Consider the following 22,929-nt stretch of genomic DNA (forward strand, 5'->3'; position numbering starts at 1 on the left):
TAGCTCGAAAGAGACGCACGTGACTGTCAACGACGACTCGTTCACCAACTGGAAGCACCGTGAGGAGACCGCGGAGGCAATGATCCCGATCATCGGGAAGCTGCACCGCGAGCGGGACGTGAACGTCCTGCTGCACAGCCGCTCCTTGGTGAACAAGTCGGTGGTCAGCCTGCTGAAGGCCCACCGATTCGCCCGCCAGATCGCCGGCGAGGAGCTCTCGGTCACCGAGACGATGCCTTTCCTGAAGGCCCTCGCCGACCTCGACCTGGGGCCCTCCCAGATCGACCTCGGCATCCTCGCCATGACGTACAAGACCGACGACCGGGGCCTGAGCGTCGAGGAGTTCACCGCCGAGGCCGTCGCCGGCGCGACCGGCGCCCTGAAGCTGGAGCGCGGTGAGGGCCGCGACGTCGTCCTCTACGGCTTCGGCCGCATCGGCCGCCTCGTCGCTCGCCTGCTCATCGAGAAGGCGGGATCCGGCAATGGCCTGCGGCTGCGCGCCATCGTCGTGCGCGGCGGCGGTGAGCGGGCCGCCGAGGACATCGTGAAGCGGGCCTCGCTGCTGCGCCGCGACTCGATCCACGGCCAGTTCCAGGGCACGATCACCGTTGACGAGGCGAACAGCACGATCAACGCCAACGGCAACGCGATCAAGGTGATCTACGCCAACGACCCGTCCGAGGTCGACTACACGGCGTACGGCATCAAGGACGCCATCCTGATCGACAACACCGGCAAGTGGCGCGACCGCGAGGGCCTCTCCACGCACCTGCGGCCCGGCATCGACAAGGTCGTGCTCACCGCGCCCGGCAAGGGTGACGTGCCGAACATCGTGCACGGCGTCAACCACGACACGATCAAGCCGGACGAGCAGATCCTGTCCTGCGCCTCCTGCACCACGAACGCGATCGTGCCGCCGCTCAAGGCGATGGCCGACGAGTACGGGGTGCAGCGCGGTCACGTGGAGACCGTCCACTCGTTCACGAACGACCAGAATCTGCTGGACAACTACCACAAGGCCGACCGCCGCGGGCGCTCCGCGCCGCTCAACATGGTCATCACGGAGACCGGCGCCGCCTCCGCCGTCGCGAAGGCCCTGCCTGACCTCAAGGCGCCGATCACCGGCTCCTCGATCCGCGTCCCCGTCCCGGACGTCTCGATCGCGATCCTCAGCCTGCGGCTCGGCCGCGAGACCAGCCGCGAAGAGGTCCTCGACCACCTGCGCGACGTCTCGCTGAACTCGCCGCTGCGCCGCCAGATCGACTTCACGGACTCGCCCGACGCGGTCTCCAGCGACTTCCTCGGCTCCCGGCACGCCTCGATCGTCGACGCGGGCGCGACCAAGGTCGACGGCGACAACGCGATCCTCTACCTCTGGTACGACAACGAGTTCGGCTACTCGTGCCAGGTGATCCGCGTCGTCCAGCACGTCTCCGGCGTCGAGTACCCGACGTTCCCGGCGCCCACCGCCTGACACCCGGTACCTCTCCCGAGGCCGGTCCCGCTCTCCGCGGGGCCGGCCTCGCGGCACTTGACGGAATGATCAACTGGGGCGCAGGATGGGGCACATGTTCATGCATCGCGCCCACGCTCTCGGAACGGCCCCCGTTCCGGACCGATGTGGTTGCGCGCGCAGCGGCTTGTAGCGGGCTTGTAGACCCCTCGCCGAACTTTCCCGTACGTCTTGTTGTACGTCGTGCAGCACGCGTTGCTGTACGCCTTGTAGAAGCCACCGCCCGGTAGGGCGACGGCCACGCACGTACTACGTACCGCACGCACCGCGTACCGCATACCGCACGTACGGATCACTCTCGCGTTCAGCGCGTTCCCTCGTCACTGCGTGCCTGTGGAGGCCCCCTTGTCCGTGACCGAAATGCCCCCTTCTCTCTCGCTGCGCCCCGCCCACATCCCCGCCGACGGCCTCTACGAAGGGCGCCGCGTCCTGCGCCGCACCCCGGACGGCTGGCAGGACCGCCCCTACGAGCTGTTCGACCTCACCCCGCAGGGCGCCACCATCGGCGCCGAGATCAGCGGCCTCGACCTGAGCCTGCCACTCTCCCCAGAGCTGCGCGAGGAGCTGAACCGGGCCCTGCTCGAATGGAAGGTCCTGTTCTTCCGCGGCCAGCACCTGAGCAGCGAGCGTCAGAAGGAATTCGCTCGTAACTGGGGCGAGTTGGAGACCAACCCGCTCCTGGAGCGCGGCGACAGCGAGGACGTCGTCCGCTTCGACAAGGGCGCAGGCGGCGTCCCCAGCTACGAGAACGTGTGGCACACCGACGTCACCTTCCGTGAGCGCCCCGCCCTGGGCGCCGTGCTGCAACTGCGCGAGGTCCCGCCGTTCGGCGGCGACACCATGTGGGCCGACATGGCGGCCGCGTACGACAACCTCTCCGACGAGGTGAAGGCGCGCATCGAGGGCGCCGAGGCCGAGCACGACTTCCTGCCGGGCTTCCGCCGCTTCTATGGCCCCGAACGCCTCGCCCAGTGGCAGGAGTCGTTCCCGCCGGTCACCCACCCGGTCGTGCGCCGCCACCCCGAGACCGGGCGGCGCATGCTCTTCGTGAACACCTCCTTCACCACCCGGATCCTCGGCATGGAGCGCGCCGAGAGCGACCGGCTGCTGCGCCTGCTGTACCAGCAGGCCCATGTGCCGGAGTTCCAGGTGCGGTTCCACTGGCAGCCGGGCGACCTCGCGTTCTGGGACAACCGCGCCACCCAGCACTACGCGGTGGCCGACTACGGCGACGCCCGCCGGGTCGCCGAACGCGTCGCCATCGCGGGGGACCGCCCCTTCTAGCAATCCGGTGCGGGCGGCCCGAAATCCCTCTCACCGGCGAGGTGCCCCGCGGGCCGCCCCCTCGATACTGGCCCCGCAGAGAACTCCGCGAAGACTCTGCACAGGGACCCAGGTCACGAGGAGCCGCACCATGCGTCTGCCGCGCCGCACCAGCCCGTACCTCGTCGACGGGGCGCTGGCCGCCCTCGTCCTGTTCGCCGTGTCCCTGCAGTTCCTCTTCCCCGACGAGGACGGCGACCCGCTGTCCTGGCAGGGCTTCCTGCTGGGCGCGGGCACGTCCGTGCCGCTGATCTGGCGGCGGCGCGCACCGCTCCTGTGCGCGGTCCTCGTGACCGTCGCCACCCCGGCCATGGCGCTCTACCACGCGCCGCCGCCCGACGTCGTGTACGGCGGACTCGTCCTGCTCTACACGCTCGCCGCGTACGCGGAGCCGGTGCCGCGCCGCGTCATGCTCGTCGGCTGGCTGATCGGAGCGTCGGCGACGATGTCCATGAAGGAGCACGCCGAGCCCTTCGAGTACGCCTTCCACCTGCTCAGCCTCCTGAGCGCCTACGGGTTCGGGGTGCTGGCCCGCACCCAGCGCGCGTACACCACCGCCCTGGAGGAGCGCGCCCGCGCCGTGGAGCGGGAGCGCGAGGTCGACCGGGCCCGCGCGGTGACCAGCGAGCGCGCCCGGATCGCCCGGGACATGCACGACGTGGTCGGCCACGCCGTCAGCCTGATGGTCGTGCAGGCCGAGGCGGGCCCCGTCGTGGTGCGCAGCGACCCGGCGCGTGCCGAGGCGGCGTTCGACGCGATCGCGGGCGCCGGACGTGAGGCCATGCAGCAACTCCGCCTGATCCTGGGCGTGTTGACCGACCACGGCAACGGTGAGCGCGGCGTCGGCGACCCCGCCGTCGCGCCCACCCCCGGCGTCGCCCGCCTCCCCGACCTGATCCGCCAGGTGTCCGCGACCACCGAGGTGACCGTCACCCTGCGCACCACGGGCCACCCCCGCCCCCTCGCCCCCGAAACGGAGACCGCCGCGTACCGGATCGTCCAGGAGGCCCTGACCAATACGGTCAAGCACGCGTACGCTGCCCGGGCGGACGTACAACTCGACTGGGGGGACGCGGAGTTGGCGATCACCGTGACGGACGACGGAACCGGACCCGACACGCCCGAGGCCGGTGGCGGGCGCGGACTCGTCGGCATCGAGGAGCGCGCCGCGGCCTGCGGCGGCAGCGCGTACAGCGGCCCGGGCCCGCACGGCGGATTCCGGGTCACTGCCCGGCTGCCCGCCGCGCGCCGCCCCGCGGCCGAACACGCGCCATGAGCATCCGCGTCGTGGTCGCCGACGACCAGGAGCTGGTGCGCAGCGGCTTCACCATGATCCTCGACGCGCAGCCCGACATCGAGGTGGTCGCCGAGGCGGCCGACGGCACGGAGGCCGTCACCGCTGTGCGCCGCCACGCCCCCGACGTCCTCCTGCTCGACATCCGCATGCCGCACATGGACGGCATCGAAGCGGCCCGCCGCGTCTGCGAACAGTCCAGCTGCCGCGTCGTCATGCTGACCACGTTCGACCTCGACGAGTACGTCTACGAGGCGCTGTACGCGGGCGCGTCCGGCTTCCTCCTCAAGGACGTCCGCCGCGACGACCTCGTGCACGCCGTCCGCGTCGTCGCGGCGGGCGACTCCCTCCTCGCCCCGTCCGTGACCCGCCGCCTCGTCGCCGACGTCGCACGCCGCAGGCCCAACTCCCGCGAGACGCCCACCCTTTCGGCCCTGACCGCCCGCGAGCTGGAGACCCTGCGCCACCTCGCCCGCGGCCTCACGAACGCGGAGATCGCCGCGACCCTCCACGTCAGCGAGCACACGGTCAAGACCCACGTCAGCAACGTCCTGAGCAAACTCCACCTGCGCGACCGGGTGCAGGCGGTCATCTGCGCGTACGAGTCGGGCTTGGTGGCGCCGGGCTAGCTCAGCCTGTGAGCGTCCGCTTCGGGCGCACCACGCAGAACTCGTTGCCCTCCGGGTCGGCCAGCACCGACCACGACGCGTCGCCGCGCTGGCCCACGTCCGCGCTGCGTGCCCCGAGCCCGACGAGCCGCTCGATCTCCGCGTCCCGGTCCTCGGCTGTGCAGGTCAGGTCGAGGTGCAGCCGGTTCTTGACCGCCTTGCGGTCCGTGACCGGCATGAAGCAGATGCCGACCTGCGCGTTCTCGTCCGGGCCGATCACCACCTCGCGCTCCCGTTCCGACAGGATCCGCCAGCGCAGCGCACCGGCCCAGAAGCGGGCCAGGGCGGGCAGATCGTGGGCGTCGATGACGATGTGGTGCAGCGAGACCGGCATGCGCATCAGCATGTCCGGCGCGCCCGGCGGCTGTCACTCACCCGTGCGACCCATGCCGCGCGCCCCGACTCCCTCCCACGCGCGAGCCGGGAACCGCCCGCCCCGGCGATCCGCCGGACCCCTCCGCGCGACCACGCTGACGGTGTCCCACCGGAACCCTCCGAGGAGGCGCCGTGCTCAGCGCACTCGCCCGGGCGGCGACCCGCCGCCCCCGTACCGTGATCCTCACCTGGCTCGCCCTGATCGTGCTCGGTTTCGGGCTCGGCACCGGCGTCTTCGGCCGGCTCTCCGACTCGGTGCCGGACGTGCCGGGCACCGAGTCCGACCGCACCGCCGAACTCCTCGACGACATCGACCCGCGCGGCGAATCCCTCAGCGCCGTCGTCGAGGCGCGCCGTGTCACCGATCCCGAGCTGCGCGGCCAGGTCGAGCGGACCGCCGCGGAGCTGCGCCGCATCCCCGGCGTCGCCGCCGTGCCCGACCCGTACGCCACCGAGGGCCTGGCCTCCGCCGACGGCCGCGCGCTCATCGTGCCCGTCACCCTGAAGGGCGGACTCGACGACGACGCGGAGGACGAGACCGTCGCCGCCGTGGCCGACCGCGTCAAGGAGATCGACGGCGCCGATGTGCACGTCAGTGGCGGCCCGCTGCTCGGGCAGCAGCTCGGCGAGCGGGCCCAAGAGGACGTCCAGCGCGCCGAGTTGATATCCCTGCCGGTGGTGCTCGGGCTGCTCCTGCTCATCTTCGGCGGGCTGCGCGCGGCCGGTCTTCCGCTGCTCGTGGCGGTCAGCGGCGTGGCGGGCGCGTTCCTCGCCCTGTTCGGCTTCAGCCAGGTCACCGAGATCTCCGTCTACGTGATCCAGGTGACGACGATGCTCGGGCTCGGCCTCGCCGTGGACTACGCGCTGCTTATGGTGATGCGCTTCCGGGAGGAACGCCGGACGAGCGCGGACGTCACCGAGGCCGTGCACCGCACCGTCGAACGCGCGGGCCGCACCATCCTCTTCTCCGGCCTCACCGTCGCCGTCAGCCTCAGCGGACTGCTCGTCTTCCCGAGCCCCTTCCTGCGCAGCATGGGCCTGGCCGTGGCCGCCGTCGTGGTCGTCGACATGCTCGCCGCGCTGACCCTGCTGCCCGCGCTGCTCACCCGGTTCGGCTCCCGCATCGCCCCGTCCAAGCCCCGCGCGCCCGGCACGGAGGGCCGCGTCTTCGCCCGCCTCGCGATGTTCGCGGCCCGCCGCCCCATCGCCGTGACGACGGTGAGCGTCCTCGCCCTGCTCACGCTCGCGCTGCCCGTCTCGAACCTGCGTATCGACATCGGCGACGCCCGCCAACTCCCCGCCTCCACCGAGGCGCGGCAGCTGTACGACACCATGCAACAGCATTACCCGGCGGGTGTCGGCGTCGACCCGGTCGTCGTCGTGGCACGCCCCGGCACGGACCCCGCCTTCGAGGCCCGCGTGAAGGCCCTGGACGGCGTCGCGTCGACCGAGACCCGGGCCCTCGACGACGGCACCCGCGTACTGCGCGTCACCCCGTCGGGTTCGGTCGACGGAGCGACCGCTACCCAACTCGTGCAAGACGTACGGGAGTTGCGCGGGGACAATCCGGTGAGCGTGGCGGGTGTCGCCGCCCGGCTCGTCGACTTCCGTCAGATGCTCGCCGATCGCGCCCCGTGGGCCGCGCTCACCGTCCTCGCCGGTATCTTCGCGCTGCTCTTCGCGTTCACCGGATCGCTGCTGATCCCGCTGCGGACGATCCTCACCACCCTGCTCAGCCTCGGCGCCGCGCTCGGCGTGGTGGTCCTCGTCTTCCAGGACGGGCACGCCGCGTCCTGGCTCGGCGGAGAGGGCCTCGGCGCGCTCAGTCTGACCGCGCCCCCGCTGATCGTCGCCATCGCCTTCGGGCTCGCCATGGACTACGAACTGTTCATCCTCGCCCGGATGCGCGAGTCGTGGCGCACCACGGGGGACGCGCAGGAAGCGGTGGTGACCGGGCTGAGGCGCTCGGGCCGCGTCGTGAGCTGCGCGGCGCTGCTCCTCGCCGTCGTCTTCGGCGCCTTCATGACCGGCGGCTTCGCGCCCATCCTGGAGATCGGCCTCGGCCTCACCCTGGCGGTCGTGATCGACGCGACGATCGTAAGGATGCTGCTCGTACCGGCGACGATGGCCCTCATGGGCAAGCGTGCGTGGTGGGCGCCGCGAGCGCTGCGCAGGGTGCACGACCGGTTCGGCGTGCAGGAGGAAGAGGCCCCGAAGGAAACCCTGGTGACGCCACGTCAGTAAGGGAGAGCACGCACGTGCAGGAGCCCCGGACATCTCGTGTCCGGGGCCCTGCACGTCAGGTGGTCGGTGCGCCGTCAGACGACGGCGATCGACCGGCCCGCCCACTCCGGGGCGGGCTCCGTCAGCTCGGTGAAGCGGTCCCGTACGGCGGCCGGGAACTCGGCCGCCCTGCCCGCCTCCTGGTCGACGTGGATCGCGAGCAGCTCGGTGGTCGCCACCGGGGCCGCGTCCGGGCCCGGCTCGGCGGCCTCCTCGTCGACCACGAACATCTCGTGCGTGAAGCGCGCCTTCTTCGACGCCGCCCCCAACACCCGGGTACGGATGGCGAGATGGGCGCCCTCGGGGACATCACCCAGATAACGGATGTGCGACTCGACCGTGTAGAGCGAGCAGTGGGTGGACTCGCGGTACGTCGAGTCCAGGCCCGTCTCGATCATCATGGCGTCGGTGGCGTGACCGAAGGCGAGGACGTAGAACGCCTCGCTCATGTGACCGTTGTAGTCGATCCACTCGGGGCGGACCGTGCGGTGCAGCAGGGGGAGCGTGCTCATCGCGGGTCGGCCTCCCCGTTCTTGTTGCCGTTCAGCCGGCCCGTCGCGCGCAGTACGTCGATGACGCCCTGGTCGCGCTCGGCGACGAGCTCGGCGATGGAGCGGCCGTCCGCGGCGACGTCGCAGCCCGCGACCACGGAGTCGTACAGCTGCTTGTCGAGCTCCGGGGCCTCGAGTCGCGTCCACGGCGACTTCAGGGACGGGCCGAAGTGGTCGAGCATGTGCGCCATGCCGCCCTCGCCGCCCGCGAGCGCGAACGTCAGCATCGGGCCCATGAACGCCCAGCGCAGGCCGGGGCCCTCGGTGATCGAGTCGTCGATCTCCTTCACCGTCGCCTCGCCGTTGGCGACCATGTGCAGCGCCTCGCGCCACAGGGCCTCCTGGAGGCGGTTGGCGATGAAGCCGGGCACCTCGCGGTCCATGGTGATGACCGACTTGCCGGCCACCTCGTAGAAGCGGGAGGCCCAGGCGGTGGCGTCGGCGTCGGTCTTCTCGCCGCCGACGACCTCGACGAGCGGGATCAGGTACGGCGGGTTGAAGGGGTGCCCGACGACCAGGCGCGCGGGGTTCGCGGCCGTGGTCTGCATGTCGGTCATCGGGTAGCCGGAGGTCGACGAGGCGATGACGACGCCGGCGGGGGCGGCCGCGTCGAGCCGGGACAGCAGATCGCGCTTGAGGTCGAGGTCCTCGGGGGCGCTCTCCTGTACGAACTCGGCGTCGGCGACGGCCTCTTCGAGGGCCGCGGTGACGGTGAGCCGGTCGCGCGAGGCGCCGTCGGCGAGACCCATCTCGGTGAGGGCGGGCCAGGCGGCGTCGACCAGGCGGCGCAGCTTCTGCTCGGCGTCGGGGGCGGGGTCCCAGGCCTTCACGTCGTAGCCACGGGCGAGGAAGTGGGCGACCCAGCCGCCGCCGATGACGCCGGCTCCGACGCACGCGACCCGGCGGACGTCCTCGGGAGCGGTGAGGGGGGAGGTCATGAGGGTGGTGTTGCCTTCCGGTGAAGCGGTGTCAGTTTGCTTGCGTGTGAGGGGAGTTCAGTGACGCGGCTTGCTTGCGTATGGGGGTGTTCCCGTATGGGGGTGTTCAGGAACGCGGCTTGAGGCCGAGCAGCGCGCGGGCCTCGTCCGGCGTCGCGACGCGCGAGCCGAGGGACTCCGTGATGGTCACGGCGCGCTCCACGAGCTGGGCGTTGGTCGCCTTGTTGCCCTTGCCGAGGTAGAGGTTGTCCTCCAGGCCGACGCGGGCGTGCCCGCCGAGCAGGATGGACTGCGCCACCCACGGCATCTGCATGCGGCCGAGGGCGAAGCTGGCGAACTGGGCGCCCTCCGGCAGCATGTTGACCATCGACTGCAGCACGCCCGGGTCGGCCGGGGCGCCCCACGGGATGCCCATGCACAGCTGGAACACGGTCGGGTCGTCGAGCAGCCCCTCCGCGAGCAGCTGCTTGGCGAACCACAGCTGGCCGGTGTCGAAGATCTCCAACTCCGGCCGCACGCCCAGCTCCTGGATGCGCTTGGCGCCCTGGCGCAGCATGTCGGGCGTCGACACGTACAGGTTCGAGCCGTCGCCGAAGTTCAGGGAACCGCAGTCGAGCGTGCAGATGTCGGGCAGCAGCTCCTCGACGTGCGGCAGCCGGTCGAGGCCGCTGACGAGGTCGGTCCCGGGCAGGTGGTTGAGCGGCTCGTCCGGGTCGATGACCAGGTCGCCGCCCATGCCGGCCGTCAGGTTGATGACGACGTCGGTGCCGGTCTCCTTGATCCGCTCGACGACCTCGCGGTACAGCTTCGTGTCGCGCGAGGGGTCACCGGTCTCGGGGTCCCGTACGTGGATGTGCACCACGGCAGCACCCGCGTCGGCCGCCTCGACGGCGTTCTTGGCGATCTGCTCCGGAGTGACGGGCACGTGCGGGCTCCGCCGCACGGTGTCACCGGCTCCGGTGAGAGCGGCGGTGATGATGACGTTTTCGGTGGGCATAGGGGACCTCCCAGGTGTCTTGCCGCCTGCGGCGGATGTGCATTTAGAGCGGGTGGGTCAAGCAAGCGGTCGGGCAAATCAAGCGGTCGGGTCGGTAGAGCAGGCGGGTCAAATAGAGCCCCTGCGGCGATTGAGCAGCGGGGTCCGGGGCAGAGCCCCGAGTCGTCGACTACGGCTTCGTGATCACGCCATCCACGTAAGAGAGCAACGCCGCACGCATCGCATCCGCGGCAGCCGCGGCCGATTCCCGACCCACGGAAAGCGCCTGCGTGGCCAGCCCATCGATCAGCGCGGTCAGCGCATACGCCGCGGCGGCCGGCTCGACGGACGACCGGAACACACCCTGGTCGACCCCGCGACGGAGGACATCCGCCACGGTCTCCCGCCACTGCCGGTAGTACTCCGTGTGCAACCGTCCGACCGTCGTGGACCGCGCCGCCTCGGCCCACAGGTCGAGCCACACCTTCCACTGCCGCCGCTGCTGCTCCGTGCGCGGCGTCTGCAACTCGATGAGCTGGCGCAGCTCCGCCGCCGCGTCGTCCGCCTCCGCGAGGTGGGCGGCGCGGCGCGCGGTGTCCTCGTCCATGCACCAGCGCACGGCGGCCTCCAGGAGGTCCGCGCGGCCGGGGAAGTGGTAGTGGATCGCGGCGGTGCTGGTGGCGCAGGCACGGGCGATGTCGGAGACCCGCACCGCGTGGAAGCCGTGCTCGGCGACCAGCCGGACCGTCTCCTGGACGATCTGCAGCGGCCGCCCGCCCTCCACGGAAGCGGGCGCTGGCGCGGCGGCCTCGGCCTCCTGCGGCCGCGCGCCGAGCAGCCAGCCCGGGTCGACGCGCGCCTCGTCGGCGATCCGGGCCAGCTCGGCCACCGTGAACCGGCGGGTGCCGCTCAGGGAGCGGGAGAGCTTCGACGGATCCATGACGATGCGGCGCGCGAACTCGCGCTGGCTGACACCGGCCGCCGTGATGACCTCACGGACGCGGGCGGCGGTGTCGGCAGGGCTTGCCTCGTTGCTGGATTCCACGGGGCCCGACCCTAACCACATGTTGAGAAGAACTCAACACGATGCCCATCAATCAATGGGAAACACTGGCCATTGAGCCTCTGACTGTCTCATCAGTCACCATCGCAACACGAGGGACGGGGTGACGGCCGGGACGACGGCCGGGATCAGGTGACCCCGCGGGCGCCGCTCGCGGGCGACGCGCCACGCACCCAAAGGTTGCGCTGTGAAACGTGCCAACAGCCTTGCCTGCGAGGGGAGTTGACCCCATAGGGTGCGGGCTCTACGTTCCCGCTGAGCACCAGGGCTCCCAGGGGGATACCCATGCGTTGCACGCGCCGCACACTCACCGCTGTCACCGCCACGATGCTGCTGGCCGCCACCGCTGCCTGCGGCTCCGGCTCCGACAGTCCGAAGTCCGGATCCACCGGAGACGCCGGCACCACGAAGCTCAAGATCGGCATCATCCCGATCGTCGATGTCGCGCCCCTGTATCTCGGGCAGAAGAAGGGCTTCTACAAGGAGCAGGGCCTCAGCCTGTCCATGACCACGGCGCAGGGCGGCGCGGCGATCGTGCCGGGCGTGGTCAGCGGCCAGTTCCAGTTCGGCTTCTCGAACTCCACCTCGCTGATGGTCGCCCAGTCCAAGGGCGTCCCCGTCAAGGTCGTCGTCAACGGCGTCGGCTCCACGGGCAAGCAGAACGCGGACTTCGGCGCCGTCGTCGTGAACAAGGGCAGCCCGATCAAGTCCGCCAAGGACCTTGAGGGCAAGAAGGTCGCCGTCAACACGCTCAAGAACATCAATGACACCACGGTCCGGGAATCGGTCCGCAAGGACGGCGGCGATCCCTCCAAGGTGAAGTTCGTCGAGCTCGCCTTCGACCAGATGCCCGCCGCGCTCGACAAGGGGCAGATCGACGCCGCCCAGGTCGTGGAACCCGCCACCGCCACCGTCAAGGCGCAGGGCGGACGCGTGATCGCCTCCAACTTCGTCGACACGGCACGTAAGTTGACGGTCGCGATGTACTTCTCGTCGACTCAATACGTGGATCAACACCCGGACGTCGTCAAGAAGTTCAAGGCCGCCACCCAGAAGTCCCTCACCTACGCCAACGGCCACCCCGACGAGGTCCGCGACATCATCAGCACGTACACGAAGATCCCGCAGTCGACCCTCGACAAGGTGACCCTCCCGGCCTGGCCCGCGCAGTGGAACCGCCCTTCGCTCGACACCCTCGCCAAGCTCGGCGAGCAGGACGGCCTGTTCGAGAAGCGCCCCGACCTCGACGCGCTGCTGCCGTGATCGCTGCCGTGATCCCCGCGGTCCCCGGGCTCCTCGGGCTGCTCGTGTGCGCGGCGCTGTGGGAGGCGGTGCCGCGCCTCGGCCTGGTCGACCCGGACTTCCTGCCACCCTTCACGACGACCCTGAACGCCCTGCGCGGCGAACTGGCCGACGCCACCTTCTGGACCGCGCTCGGCGACACCCTCACCGGCTGGGCACTCGGCCTCGCCCTCGCCACCGCGGGCGGCGTCCTCGCGGGCCTCGTCATCGCCACGGTCCCGCACCTGCGTGAACTCACCGCGTCCACCGTCGAGTTCCTGCGCCCCATCCCGTCCGTCGCGCTCATCCCGCTCGCGATCCTCCTGTACGGCACGGAGCTGCGCTCGGTCCTGCTGCTCGTCGTCTACGCCGCGTTCTGGCAGGTCCTCGTGCAGGTGCTGTACGGGGTGCAGGACGTGGACCCGGTCGCCGAGGACACGGCGCGCGCCTTCGGCCTCGGCGCGTGGGCGCGCGTGCGGCACGTCGTGTGGCCGACGGCGCTGCCGTATGTGATGACGGGTGTGCGGCTCGCCGCCGCGGTCGCGTTGATCCTCGCCATCACCGTCGAACTCGTCATCGGTGCACCGGGCTTGGGGCACCGGATCAATGTTGCGCAGAGTTCACAGGCCGTCCCGGACATGTACGCATTGATCCTTGTCGCCGGCTGCCTGGGCGTATTGATCAACACCGGAGCGCGGTTCGTGGAACGTCGCGCCCTGTCCTGGCACCAGTCCGTACGGGCGGAGGACCCGGCGTGAGCCGCCCCCTCCGCGCCCTCCGCCCCCTCCGTGCCTTGCGCGCCGCCGTCCTGGCCGTGGCCCTGCCCTGCGTCCTGATCGCCATCTGGTGGTTCGCCTCGGCGGCCAGCACCAGCTTCTACGCGCCACCCCTGCGCACGATCCTCGGCCGCTTCGACGACACCTGGACGGCGGAGCGGCTCCAGGATGACGTCCTGCCCAGCGTGCTGCGCCTGCTCGCCGGATACGCGGTCGCGGGCGTCGTCGGCGTCGCCCTCGGTGTCGTCATCGGCTCCTCACGCCGCGCCCGCGCCGCGACCGAGCCCGCCCTGGAGTTCCTCCGAGCGGTCCCACCACCGGTCCTGGTCCCCGTGATCATGCTGTTCGCGGGCATCGGCGACACCATGAAGGTCGCCGTGATCGCCTCGGGCTGCGTCTGGCCGGTGCTGCTCAACACGACCGCGGGTGTGCGCTCCGTGGACCGGGTCGCCGCCGAGACGGCCCGCTCGTACGGCATCGGGGGAGCGGCCCGGCTGCGGCACCTGGTGCTCCCCGCCGCGAGCCCGCAGATCTTCGCGGGCCTGCGCCAGGCCCTGTCCATCGGCGTCATCCTCATGGTCATCAGCGAGATGTACGCCTCCAGCAGCGGCCTCGGCTTCGCCGTCGTGGAGTTCCAGCGCTCCTTCGCCGTACCGGAGATGTGGACCGGAATCCTCGTCCTCGGCCTGCTCGGCGTACTGCTCGCGCTGCTGTTCCGGCTCGTCGAACGGCGGGCCCTCGGCTGGTACCACGGATCGCGCGGGGCGCGGCGGAAGGCGGGTGGCGGCGGTGCTTGAGGTCACGGGACTGCGCAAGCTCTACGAGGGCTCGGGCCGGCAGGTGGAGGCGCTGCGCGACCTGACGTTCCGCCTCGGGGCGGGCGAGCTGGTGTGCGTCGTCGGCCCCTCCGGCTGCGGCAAGACGACGCTCCTGAAGTGCGTGGCCGGGCTGCTCCGGCCGACCGAAGGAACGATCGCCCTGGACGGCGCCCCGGTGACCGGCCCCCGCCCCGGTCTCGCCGTCGTCTTCCAGGAGTACGGGCGCAGCCTCTTCCCGTGGATGCGGGTCGCCGAGAACGTCGAACTCCCCCTCAGACAGCGCAAATCGATGCCGAAGGCGGCCCGCCGCGCGCGGGTCGCGGAATCCCTCGAAGCGGTCGGCCTCGCGGGCGTGCACCGCGCCTACCCGTGGGAGCTGTCCGGAGGCATGCAGCAACGCGTCGCCATCGCGCGCGCCTTGGCGTACGAGCCGGAGGTGCTCCTGATGGACGAGCCCTTCGCGGCCGTCGACGCGCAGACCCGCGCCGACCTGGAGGACCTGGTGCGCGGCCTGTGGCGGGAGCGCGGCATGACGGTCCTGTTCATCACGCACGACATCGACGAGGCGGTGTACCTGGGGGAGCGGGTGCTGGTCCTGAGCGCGTCGCCGACCGTGGTCCTGGAGGACATGCCCGTCGAACTCCCCGTACAACGAGACCAGTTGACGACCCGGGCCGACGCCCGGTTCACGACCCTCAGGAGCCGGGTCCTGGAGCTGATCCGCTCGGGCGGTGGCGCGAGCGGCGGCCGCGGGCCGCAGGACCACGTGGCCAAGAGCCCCAGTAACCCCAAGAGCCCCCGGTGACCCCGAGTGCCCCCGCACGCCCCGCCCGATTTCCCCGGCCCACCCCCGGATGCCTTACCGTGTGGCCGTGGACAGTCAGGGTGAGCGGGCGGTTCGGCTGCGCCTGACCGGGGCCGCGGCCCTCGCCGCAGTATCGGGTGGCGCGGGAGTGTGGGCGTACGCGCGCAGTGGCGCGTCCGCGGGCGATCTCGTGCGGGACCTCGCGGTGGGCTGGGCGTTCGTGGTCGCCGGACTCGTCGCCTGGCGGCGCAGGCCCGCCAACCACACCGGGCGCCTGATGGTGTTCGAAGGCATCACCTGGTTCTTCGGCAACCTCCAGGGCACCGCCGTCCCGGCCCTCTTCGCCTTCGGCGCCTGGTGGGAGGCGCTGAACATGGCGATCCTCCTGCACCTCGTCCTGTCGTTCCCCGAAGGCCGCCTGACCACGGTCCTCTCGCGCCGCCTGGTGCAGTTCGCGTACGGGCTCGTCGCCGTCGGCGGATTCGTCCGCACGCTCCTGTTCGACCCGGCGGCCCAGGCCGGGGCGACGTACCTGGACTGCCGCGACTGCGGCCCGAACCTGCTGCACGTACCCGCCTGGGACGGCCTCTTCGGCCCGTTCGACGCTGCCTATCACGCGGCGGGCTGGGTGCTCTCGGTCGTCGCCGCCGTCGCGATCGTGCTGCGCTGGCGGAGCGCGTCCGCGGCCCGCAGGCGCGCCCTGCTGCCCGCCTGGATCGGCATCGGCGTCGCCACGGTGTTCCTGATGTGGGACATGCTGTTCTACGTAGTGCCGTGGTTCGGCGGAGTCGGTTCGGTGCCCGAACAGGCCGTCTACTTGTTGTCCGACCTCGCCCAGGTCGCCGTCCCCTTCGCCTTCCTGGCGGGCCTGCTGCGCATGCGCCTGCAGCGCGCCGAGGTCAGCGGGCTCGTCATCGACATCGGCACCGACTCCGATCCGGCGCGGCTGCGTGAGGCGCTGGTCCGCGTCCTCGGCGACCCGACGCTGCGGCTCGGCCTGTGGGACGAGGAGCGCGGCGGATACGTCGACGGGTCCCGCCGCGAGATCGGCAAGGACGGGCCGGGGCGCACCCCGGTGGCCGCCTCCGACGGCCGCCCGCTCGCCCTGCTCCACCACGACCCGGCCCTGTCCGAGGACCCCGAACTCCTGGAGTCCGTGGCGGCCGCCCTGCGCCTCGCCCTGGAGAACGTCTGGCTGCGCACGCGCGCGAAGGACGTCGCCACCCGCATCGTGCAGGCCGCCGACGCCGAGCGCGGCCGCCTGGAGCGCGATCTGCACGACGGCGCGCAGACCCGCCTGGTCTTCGCCCTGATGTCCGTACGCCGCGTGCAGAAGGGCCTCGCGGACCACCCGGACGCGGCGCTGCGCGAGGCCGCCGACGAGGCCGAGGCCGGCGTGCGGCACGCCATCGCGGAGCTGCGCGGCATCGCCCACGGCATCCACCCCGCCGTCCTCACCCGCGAAGGCCTCGCCGCGGCGCTGAGCGAGCTCGCCGAGGAGGCCGCGCTCCCGGTCGTCGTCGCCGCCGAGTCCCGCCGCTACGACGCGCTCGTCGAGTCCACCGCGTACTTCACCGTCTGCGAGGCCCTCACCAACGCGGCCAAGCACGCGGAGGCCCGGGCCGTCAGCGTCTCGGCACGGCACCACGAAGGGCGCCTGGTCGTGGAGACCGTGGACGACGGCGTCGGGGGCGTCGACCTCGCGCGCGGCACCGGCCTGCGTGGCCTCGCCGACCGGCTCGCCGCCGTCGACGGAGTACTGCACATCCACAGCCCCGCCGGGGGCGGAACCAGAATCAGGGCGGAGCTGCCGTGCGCGTGATCGTCGCCGAGGACTCGGCTCTCCTTCGGCTGGGGATCGTACGGCTGCTGAGCGACGAGGGGATCGAGGTGGTCGCGGAGTGCGCGGACACCGCGCCGCTGCTCGCCCTGGTCGCCGAGCACACCCCGGACGCCGTACTGCTCGACATCCGTATGCCGCCGACCCATACCGACGAGGGCCTGGTCGCGGCGGCGGCCGTGCGTGCGGCGCACCCCGGCACCGGTGTGCTGCTGCTGTCCCAGTACGTGGAGACGACCGCGAGCGTCCGGGCGCTCGCCCGGCGGCCGGAGGGCTTCGGCTACCTCCTCAAGGAGCGCGTCGCCGACGCCGAGGAGTTGAGCGGGGCGCTGAAGCGGGTGGCCGCGGGGGAGACCGTCGTCGATCCGATGGTGGTGGCCCGTCTCATGGACGCGCCGCGTCCGGCGGGGCCGCTCGACGACCTCACCGGCCGCGAGCGCGATGTGCTCGCGCTGATGGCCGAGGGGCGCTCCAACGAGGCCATCGCGAACAAGCTGGTCATCGGCGGCAAGACGGTCGAGACCCATGTCCGCAACGTCTTCGCCAAGCTGGGCCTGGAGTCGGACCCGGCCGAGCACCGGCGCGTGATGGCCGTGCTGCGCTTTCTGCGCGGCTGATTCCGCGCAGCTCCCGTAAGGCGCCTCCTCCGTAAGGAGGCTGCGCGTCCCTGAGGACGCTTCCCCCTCCGTAAGGAGGGAAGAGGTTCCGGCTACCCGCTCCGTCGGACGACGCGCCACCCCCGTAGCCCCCGTGCTCCCCCGTACGTCGTCCGCGGAGCGGTGCCGGACCTCAACCGTAGGCGGGCCGACCTGTCAGGACATCAGGGCCAGCCCTGAGATCCGGAAGTGACCCAGGGCACATACCGCTCGGTCGGGGTCGAGGCGTAGAGTCCCACCAGGAGGCGAAAACTAGCGGCGCTAATTTACTGCTACGGAACCCTCCCGACCTGGTCCACCGCCGAACCAGCAGTCAGTACGGAACGGAGCGCTACCCGATGGCCACCCTCTCGCTCGCCGCGATCCTCGCCGACAACGCCCGCCGGTACCCCGACAAGACAGCCCTCGTCGCGGGCGAGCTGCGCAGCACCTTCGCCGAGCTGTGGCTCCAGGTCCGCAAGCAGGCCGCCGCCCTCGCCGAGCTCGGCGTCCGCCCCGGCGACAAGATCGCCCTCATGGCGCCCAACACCGCCGAGTTCCCGCACGCCTACTACGCGGCCATCGCGGCCGGCGCCGCCGTCGTCCCCGTCCACCTGCTGCTGTCGGCGCACGAGGTCGAGCACGTCCTCAAGGACAGCGGCGCGACGCTCCTGCTGTGCCACCCGGCGCAGGCCGAGACGGGCGAGGCCGCCGCCGACGCCGTCGGCATCCGCACCGTCGCCCTCGGCGCCGACGGCGAGCTGGAGAAGCTCACGGACGCCGCCGAGCCCATCGCCACGTACGCCACCCGCGACGCCGACGACGCGGCCGTCGTCTTCTACACGAGCGGCACCACCGGCGTCCCCAAGGGTGCCGTGCTCAGCCACTTCAACCTGGTGATGAACGCGACCGTCGAGGCCTTCGACTGCAACGAGCACAGCCCCGGCGACATCGTCCTCGGCGCCCTGCCGCTCTTCCACGCCTTCGGCCAGACCGCCTCCATGCACGCCACCTGGCGCGCCGGCAAGACGCTCGTCCTGATGCCGCGCTTCGACGCCGCCAAGGCCGTCGAGCTGATGATCCGCGAGCACGTCACCGTCTTCCAGGGCGTGCCCACCATGTACGTACACCTGCTCGCGGCGGCCGAACAGGCGGACACGCTCCCGAAGTTGCGCGTCGCGGTCTCCGGAGGCGCCTCGCTGCCGGTCGCGGTCCTCGAACGCTTCGAGCAGCTCTTCGGCGCCCCCGTCCACGAGGGCTACGGGCTGAGCGAGACCTCGCCCGTCGCCGCCGTCAACCAGCCCTGGTACGGCGCGAAGGCGGGCACCATCGGCCACTCCATCTGGGGCGTCGACGTCGAGGTCGCCCGCGCCGAACTCGACGACCGCATCGAGCTGCTGCCCACCGGCGAACTCGGCGAGATCGTCGTCCGCGGCCACTGCGTCTTCTCCGGCTACCTCGGCCGGCCCGAAGAGACCGCGGAGGCCCTCGTCGACGGCTGGTTCCGCACCGGTGACCTCGGCACCAAGGACGAGGACGGCTACCTGCGGATCGTCGACCGCAAGAAGGACGTCATCATCCGCGGCGGCTACAACGTCTACCCGCGCGAGGTCGAGGAGGTGCTGATGCGCCACCCCGCCATCGACCACGTCGCCGTCATCGGCCTGCCCGACGACGTGCACGGCGAGGAGGTCTGCGCGGTCGCCGTCCTCAAGCCCGACACCACGCTCGACGCCGCCGAACTCACCACCTGGTCCAAGGAACACCTGGGCAAGCACAAGTACCCGCGCCGCGTGGAGTTCACCGACCGGCTGCCGCTCGGCCCGAGCATGAAGGTCCTCAAGCGCGAGCTGCGGGAGACGTACAAGGGCTGAGGACGGGCGTCCCGACCGGAACCGGCCAACGGGTGATCAGAGGATCCTGCGCAGCGCGACCGCCACTGCCGTCAGGGTGATGGTGTCCCAGGACGGCCGGTCGGCCAGCCGCAGGAGGGCCGCGGCGGTCAGGAAGTCGAGCAGCACGGCCAGCGCGCGGCGCACCGTGTGCGTCAGGCGCCAGACCGCTGCCGCGGCGAAGAGGCCGAACACGCAGACCAGTACGGCGGCCCGCGGCAGCCACTCGCTCATGTCGGCCGTCCCTCGGCGCCGGGCGCGGTCGCCGAGCGGCCCTGCTCGATCTCTGCCCGCTCCTGGGCGATCTCGCGTCCGAGGAAGTAGTTCAGCGCAGTTCGGATGGCCGCGATGGCCGCCAGCTGGCCGATCTCGGCGAAACTCGGTGCGACCGCCGTGCGCAGCACGTCACCGGCGAGCTGGAACTCCAGGCCCAGGACGAGGAACCGCCCCAGACTGAGCCTGATCCGGCTGAATTCCGCCTCCTTGCCGCGCCTGCGCACACCTGCCCGGACGAACTGTGCGAAGGCCCATACGGCGCCGATGAAGATGATCAGCGCGCCCGCGGTCTCGACCAGCCTGACCAGCAGGCCGATCAGATCGTGCAGCGTCGACTCGGGCAGTACTTCTGCCAGCGGGGTCATGGAGGGAGACTCGTCCCCGAACGGCCTGGACACAAGGCCGAGTTCGCGCCGCGCGGAGGGCCGGGCGCCGTGCGTGCGGGCCTACGGGTCCCGTGAAACCCGATGAAACGTAACCCGTATCACCATGTGGCGCCCCTGACGCCCAACAGATAGTTGGGTCTAGCATCTGACCCCGCCATGCACGACATATTCGGGATCACACCCTGGGAGTTCTCCGCCCTGGCCGCCGCGGCCATGGTGGTGGGTTTCTCCAAGACGGCCGTCAGCGGCGCCAATACGGTCAGCCTCGCGGTCTTCGCCGCGATCCTGCCCGCGCGCGCCTCCACCGGAGTACTGCTCCCCATCCTGATCTGCGGCGACATCCTCGCCGTGCTCACCTACCGGCGGCACGCCCACTGGCCCACCCTGTGGCGCCTGTTCCCCGCCGTCGGCGCGGGCGTGGTCCTCGGGACGGTCTTCCTCGGCTTCGCGGGGGACGGGGCCGTACGGATGTCGATCGGCGTGATCCTGCTCGTCATGGCGGGCGTGACGGTGTGGCGCCGCAAACAGGCGGCGGCTGCCGCTGCCGAATCCGAGTCGACGCAGACCCGCGCGGCCCGCGTGAAGGCGGGCTCGTACGGCGTGCTCGGCGGCTTCACCACCATGGTCGCCAACGCGGGCGGCCCCGTGATGTCCATGTACCTGCTGTCGGCGGGCTTCAAGAAGCTCGGCTTCCTCGGCACCTCCGCGTGGTTCTTCCTCATCGTGAACTCCGCGAAGGTGCCGTTCAGCGTGGGCCTCGGTCTCATCGACGGCCGCTCGCTGCTCCTGGACGCCGCGCTCTGTCTCTTCGTCGTGCCGGGCGCCATCATCGGCAAGGCGTGCGTGAACCGGATCAACCAGCGACTCTTCGAGCAACTGGTCATCGCGGCGACGGTGTTGGGCGGCCTCCAGCTCCTGTTGCGGTGACACCGGGAGCGGGATCCGCATGAGCTACATGGGGACCAGCGCCCGCTCCGAACCCGACTGGCTCGTCAGCCCCTGCGCCATGTCCTCGGCGAGCAGCCGCTTCGCGATCGAGTCGACCGCCATCCGCAGCTCCGCGTCCGCGGGGCGGCCGACATCGGCCTCGACCTTCTGGCTCAACCAGTCGCCCCAGGCGCTGTTGATGACCTCCGACTCCCGGTGCCCCGCCTCGGTGTGCGAGAAGTACGAGCCGGTACGCGTCAGATAGCCCTCGTCGACCATCCGCTGGAACACCGGCACCAGCACCTCCGGCGGCACCCTGCGGCGCGCCGCGATCATCCCGAGGCTCGCGTGCCCGACCATCCGCGTGAAGAAGTCCACCTGCATCACGGCCCAGGCGCCCGCGACATCGAGCCGCGTCTCGGACTTCTCCAGGATCTGCCGCGCGGTGTTGAGGTTCGTCTCCTTCACCAGGTTCGCCACGGCCCGCTCCAGCACGTGCGAGGAATCACCCGACGACGGCTGCGCGAAGCCCTCGCCCATGTCCGAGGAACCCGCGCGCGCGGTGTCGCGCAACTGCACCTGCTTGAGGAACAGCGCCACCAGGAACCCGATGAGCGCCACCGGCACCGTGCACAGGAACACCGTGTGCAGCGAGTCCGCGTACCCGTTGACGATCGGCTCGCGCGCCGCCTCCGGCAGCCCGTGCAGACCCTGCGGGCTCTGCGCGGCCTTGGCGAGGGTCGCGGGCGGGATCCCGGTGCCGGCCCCCGCCGCCTCCTGGATGCCCTGCTTCAGGTTCGGCTCCAGGCTGTTGGCGTAGATCGTGCCGAACACGGCGGTGCCGAACGAGCTGCCCAGCGTACGGAAGAACGTGACACCGGACGTCGCTGTACCCAACTCGGCGTACTCGACGGTGTTCTGGACGGCGATGGTCAACACCTGCATGCACAACCCGATGCCGAGCCCCAGCACGAACATGTACACGGACTCGAGCCACGCACTGGTCGAACTGTCCATCAGGGACAGCAGATACAGCCCGAGCGCCATCACCAGGGCGCCCACGATCGGGAAGATCCGGTACTTGCCGGTCTTGCTGACAACATTGCCGGAGAAGATTGACGCGATCAACAGACCGATCACCATCGGCAAGGTGCGTACACCCGAGATGGTGGCCGAGTCCCCGTCCACGTACTGCAGATACGTCGGCAGGAACGTCATCGCGCCCAGCATCGCGAAGCCCACGATGAAGCTGAGGATCGAGCAGACCGTGAACACCGGGTTGCGGAACAGATGCATCGGCAGCATCGGTTCCTCGGCCCGCGTCTCCACCCAGCAGAACAGCCCGAGCGCGACGATGCCGCCGGCGAACAGGCCGATGATGACGCTTGAACCCCACGCGTACTCGTTGCCGCCCCAACTGGTCGCGAGAATCAGGGCGCTCGCGCCGACCGCGACGAGGGCGATGCCGAGATAGTCGATGATCGGCTTGGCCGCCGACTTCACCACCGGGATCGTACGAGCGGCGGCGATGACGACGATGATCGCGATCGGTACGTTGACGTAGAACGCCCAACGCCACGTCAGGTGGTCCGTGAACAGCCCGCCGAGCAGCGGCCCGATGACGGTCGACACACCGAAGACGGCGCCGATCGCACCCTGGTACTTGCCGCGCTCGCGCAGCGGGATCACATCCGCGATGAGCGCCATCGCCGTCACCATGAGTCCACCCGCGCCGATGCCCTGCAGTGCGCGCCAGGCGATGAGCAGCGACATGTTCGTGGACAGGCCGCACAGGAACGAGCCGGTGATGAAGATGATCGCCGAGAGCTGGAAGACGATCTTGCGCCCGAACATGTCGCCGAACTTGCCGACGAGGACGGTGGCGACGGTCTCCGCGAGCAGATAGGCCGTCACGACCCACGACATGTGCGCCGCGCCGCCCAGGTCCGAGACGATCGTCGGGAGCGCCGTGCCGACGATCGTCTGGTCCAGGGCGGCGAGCAGCATGCCGAGCATGATCGTCCCGAAGACGACATTGCGACGGCGCTTGTCGAGGACCGGAGGCGCGGCCTCTGCGGCCGGGGGCGGGGCTGCGGCTTCTTCGGTGGTCGTCACCCTCGCAGCGTCACATCGGGGCCGGAGCCGCGCATGCGGGTGGGGGCCGGACCGGTGACGTGCGCTTGCCGCGTCGGGTGGGGTGTGTGGGTGCCTGGCGCCCGGGTCGTGTCCGGTGGGTGACGCGCGCGCCCGGCGTGTGTGTCGGACCGGGGGACGTGCGCGCCCGGCGCGCGTTTCAGACGGGGGCGTAC

Annotated in this window: 21 protein-coding genes; 13 read left to right on the plus strand and 8 right to left on the minus strand. The window is 71.0% G+C overall.

The window, feature by feature from the left end; translation table 11 throughout:
- Nucleotides 1–19: 19 nt before the first annotated feature.
- The 4 genes from ACOKM3_RS37205 to ACOKM3_RS37220 all read left to right on the plus strand — a co-directional run bounded on the left by ACOKM3_RS37205 (nucleotide 20) and on the right by ACOKM3_RS37220 (nucleotide 4,759).
- A complete protein-coding gene (locus ACOKM3_RS37205) occupies nucleotides 20–1,474 on the plus strand; it encodes a glyceraldehyde-3-phosphate dehydrogenase (protein ID WP_426905667.1) in 1,455 nt (484 codons plus the stop codon).
- A gap of 399 nt (nucleotides 1,475–1,873) precedes the next feature.
- Entirely contained in the window at nucleotides 1,874–2,797 is a 924-nt protein-coding gene (locus ACOKM3_RS37210) for a TauD/TfdA dioxygenase family protein (protein ID WP_426906993.1), read from the plus strand.
- A 130-nt stretch (nucleotides 2,798–2,927) separates the two neighbouring features.
- The gene (locus tag ACOKM3_RS37215; RefSeq protein WP_426905668.1) at nucleotides 2,928–4,112 is read left to right on the plus strand and encodes a sensor histidine kinase; all 1,185 of its coding nucleotides are present in this window, start codon (nucleotides 2,928–2,930) and stop codon (nucleotides 4,110–4,112) included.
- Nucleotides 4,109–4,759, plus strand: coding sequence for a response regulator (locus tag ACOKM3_RS37220; RefSeq protein ID WP_426905669.1), 651 nt, complete (start codon nucleotides 4,109–4,111; stop codon nucleotides 4,757–4,759). The genes ACOKM3_RS37215 and ACOKM3_RS37220 overlap by 4 nt, the downstream gene beginning before the upstream one ends.
- 1 nt (nucleotide 4,760) lies before the next feature.
- Here the strand turns inward: ACOKM3_RS37220 and ACOKM3_RS37225 are convergent, their stop codons facing one another.
- Entirely contained in the window at nucleotides 4,761–5,132 is a 372-nt protein-coding gene (locus ACOKM3_RS37225; RefSeq protein ID WP_426905670.1) for a VOC family protein, read from the minus strand.
- 173 nt (nucleotides 5,133–5,305) lie between these two features.
- Between ACOKM3_RS37225 and ACOKM3_RS37230 the strand changes: the two genes are divergently transcribed.
- Nucleotides 5,306–7,417 carry an MMPL family transporter gene (locus tag ACOKM3_RS37230; protein WP_426905671.1) on the plus strand — a complete coding sequence of 704 codons (2,112 nt, stop codon included), beginning with the start codon at nucleotides 5,306–5,308 and terminating at the stop codon, nucleotides 7,415–7,417.
- A gap of 74 nt (nucleotides 7,418–7,491) precedes the next feature.
- Here the strand turns inward: ACOKM3_RS37230 and ACOKM3_RS37235 are convergent, their stop codons facing one another.
- The 4 genes from ACOKM3_RS37235 to ACOKM3_RS37250 form a co-directional block, all read right to left on the minus strand.
- Nucleotides 7,492–7,968 carry a thioesterase family protein gene (locus tag ACOKM3_RS37235; RefSeq protein ID WP_426905672.1) on the minus strand — a complete coding sequence of 159 codons (477 nt, stop codon included), beginning with the start codon at nucleotides 7,966–7,968 and terminating at the stop codon, nucleotides 7,492–7,494.
- Entirely contained in the window at nucleotides 7,965–8,945 is a 981-nt protein-coding gene (locus ACOKM3_RS37240; RefSeq protein WP_426905673.1) for a 3-hydroxyacyl-CoA dehydrogenase NAD-binding domain-containing protein, read from the minus strand. Before ACOKM3_RS37240 ends, ACOKM3_RS37235 begins: the two co-directional genes overlap by 4 nt.
- Nucleotides 8,946–9,051: 106 nt before the next feature.
- Nucleotides 9,052–9,942 carry a beta-keto acid cleavage family enzyme gene (locus ACOKM3_RS37245; protein ID WP_403714980.1) on the minus strand — a complete coding sequence of 297 codons (891 nt, stop codon included), beginning with the start codon at nucleotides 9,940–9,942 and terminating at the stop codon, nucleotides 9,052–9,054.
- Nucleotides 9,943–10,111: 169 nt separating this feature from the next.
- Nucleotides 10,112–10,966, minus strand: coding sequence for a TetR family transcriptional regulator C-terminal domain-containing protein (locus ACOKM3_RS37250; RefSeq protein ID WP_426905674.1), 855 nt, complete (start codon nucleotides 10,964–10,966; stop codon nucleotides 10,112–10,114).
- Between the two features lie 303 nt (nucleotides 10,967–11,269).
- On the opposite strand from ACOKM3_RS37250, the gene ACOKM3_RS37255 reads away from it, so the two are divergent.
- From ACOKM3_RS37255 to ACOKM3_RS37285, 7 genes are all read left to right on the plus strand, one after another.
- Nucleotides 11,270–12,247, plus strand: coding sequence for an ABC transporter substrate-binding protein (locus ACOKM3_RS37255; RefSeq protein ID WP_426905675.1), 978 nt, complete (start codon nucleotides 11,270–11,272; stop codon nucleotides 12,245–12,247).
- The gene (locus ACOKM3_RS37260; RefSeq protein WP_426905676.1) at nucleotides 12,244–13,023 is read left to right on the plus strand and encodes an ABC transporter permease; all 780 of its coding nucleotides are present in this window, start codon (nucleotides 12,244–12,246) and stop codon (nucleotides 13,021–13,023) included. Before ACOKM3_RS37255 ends, ACOKM3_RS37260 begins: the two co-directional genes overlap by 4 nt.
- On the plus strand, nucleotides 13,020–13,838 hold the full coding sequence (locus tag ACOKM3_RS37265; RefSeq protein ID WP_426905678.1) for an ABC transporter permease: 819 nt from the start codon (nucleotides 13,020–13,022) through the stop codon (nucleotides 13,836–13,838). Before ACOKM3_RS37260 ends, ACOKM3_RS37265 begins: the two co-directional genes overlap by 4 nt.
- Nucleotides 13,822–14,664: an ABC transporter ATP-binding protein gene (locus ACOKM3_RS37270; RefSeq protein WP_426905680.1), complete on the plus strand. Its 843-nt coding sequence runs from the start codon at nucleotides 13,822–13,824 to the stop codon at nucleotides 14,662–14,664. Before ACOKM3_RS37265 ends, ACOKM3_RS37270 begins: the two co-directional genes overlap by 17 nt.
- Nucleotides 14,665–14,731: 67 nt before the next feature.
- Complete coding sequence (locus tag ACOKM3_RS37275; RefSeq protein WP_426905681.1) at nucleotides 14,732–16,486, plus strand: sensor histidine kinase; 1,755 nt, start codon at nucleotides 14,732–14,734, stop codon at nucleotides 16,484–16,486.
- The gene (locus tag ACOKM3_RS37280; protein WP_426906994.1) at nucleotides 16,483–17,121 is read left to right on the plus strand and encodes a LuxR C-terminal-related transcriptional regulator; all 639 of its coding nucleotides are present in this window, start codon (nucleotides 16,483–16,485) and stop codon (nucleotides 17,119–17,121) included. The genes ACOKM3_RS37275 and ACOKM3_RS37280 overlap by 4 nt, the downstream gene beginning before the upstream one ends.
- 377 nt (nucleotides 17,122–17,498) lie before the next feature.
- Nucleotides 17,499–19,013 carry a long-chain-fatty-acid--CoA ligase gene (locus ACOKM3_RS37285; protein ID WP_426905682.1) on the plus strand — a complete coding sequence of 505 codons (1,515 nt, stop codon included), beginning with the start codon at nucleotides 17,499–17,501 and terminating at the stop codon, nucleotides 19,011–19,013.
- Between the two features lie 36 nt (nucleotides 19,014–19,049).
- Here the strand turns inward: ACOKM3_RS37285 and ACOKM3_RS37290 are convergent, their stop codons facing one another.
- A complete protein-coding gene (locus tag ACOKM3_RS37290; RefSeq protein WP_426905683.1) occupies nucleotides 19,050–19,265 on the minus strand; it encodes a hypothetical protein in 216 nt (71 codons plus the stop codon).
- Nucleotides 19,262–19,672, minus strand: a complete 411-nt coding sequence (locus ACOKM3_RS37295) for a DUF1622 domain-containing protein (protein WP_426905684.1) — start codon at nucleotides 19,670–19,672, stop codon at nucleotides 19,262–19,264. The genes ACOKM3_RS37290 and ACOKM3_RS37295 overlap by 4 nt, the downstream gene beginning before the upstream one ends.
- 177 nt (nucleotides 19,673–19,849) lie before the next feature.
- Here ACOKM3_RS37295 and ACOKM3_RS37300 point away from each other — a divergent pair, with 177 nt between their 5' ends.
- On the plus strand, nucleotides 19,850–20,620 hold the full coding sequence (locus ACOKM3_RS37300; RefSeq protein ID WP_426905685.1) for a sulfite exporter TauE/SafE family protein: 771 nt from the start codon (nucleotides 19,850–19,852) through the stop codon (nucleotides 20,618–20,620).
- A gap of 24 nt (nucleotides 20,621–20,644) precedes the next feature.
- Here the strand turns inward: ACOKM3_RS37300 and ACOKM3_RS37305 are convergent, their stop codons facing one another.
- Nucleotides 20,645–22,735: an MDR family MFS transporter gene (locus tag ACOKM3_RS37305; RefSeq protein ID WP_426905686.1), complete on the minus strand. Its 2,091-nt coding sequence runs from the start codon at nucleotides 22,733–22,735 to the stop codon at nucleotides 20,645–20,647.
- Between the last annotated feature and the right edge of the window lie 194 nt (nucleotides 22,736–22,929).

Origin of the sequence: Streptomyces nidicola (assembly GCF_050106155.1) — a bacterium.
Classification (GTDB): Bacteria; Actinomycetota; Actinomycetes; order Streptomycetales; family Streptomycetaceae; genus Streptomyces.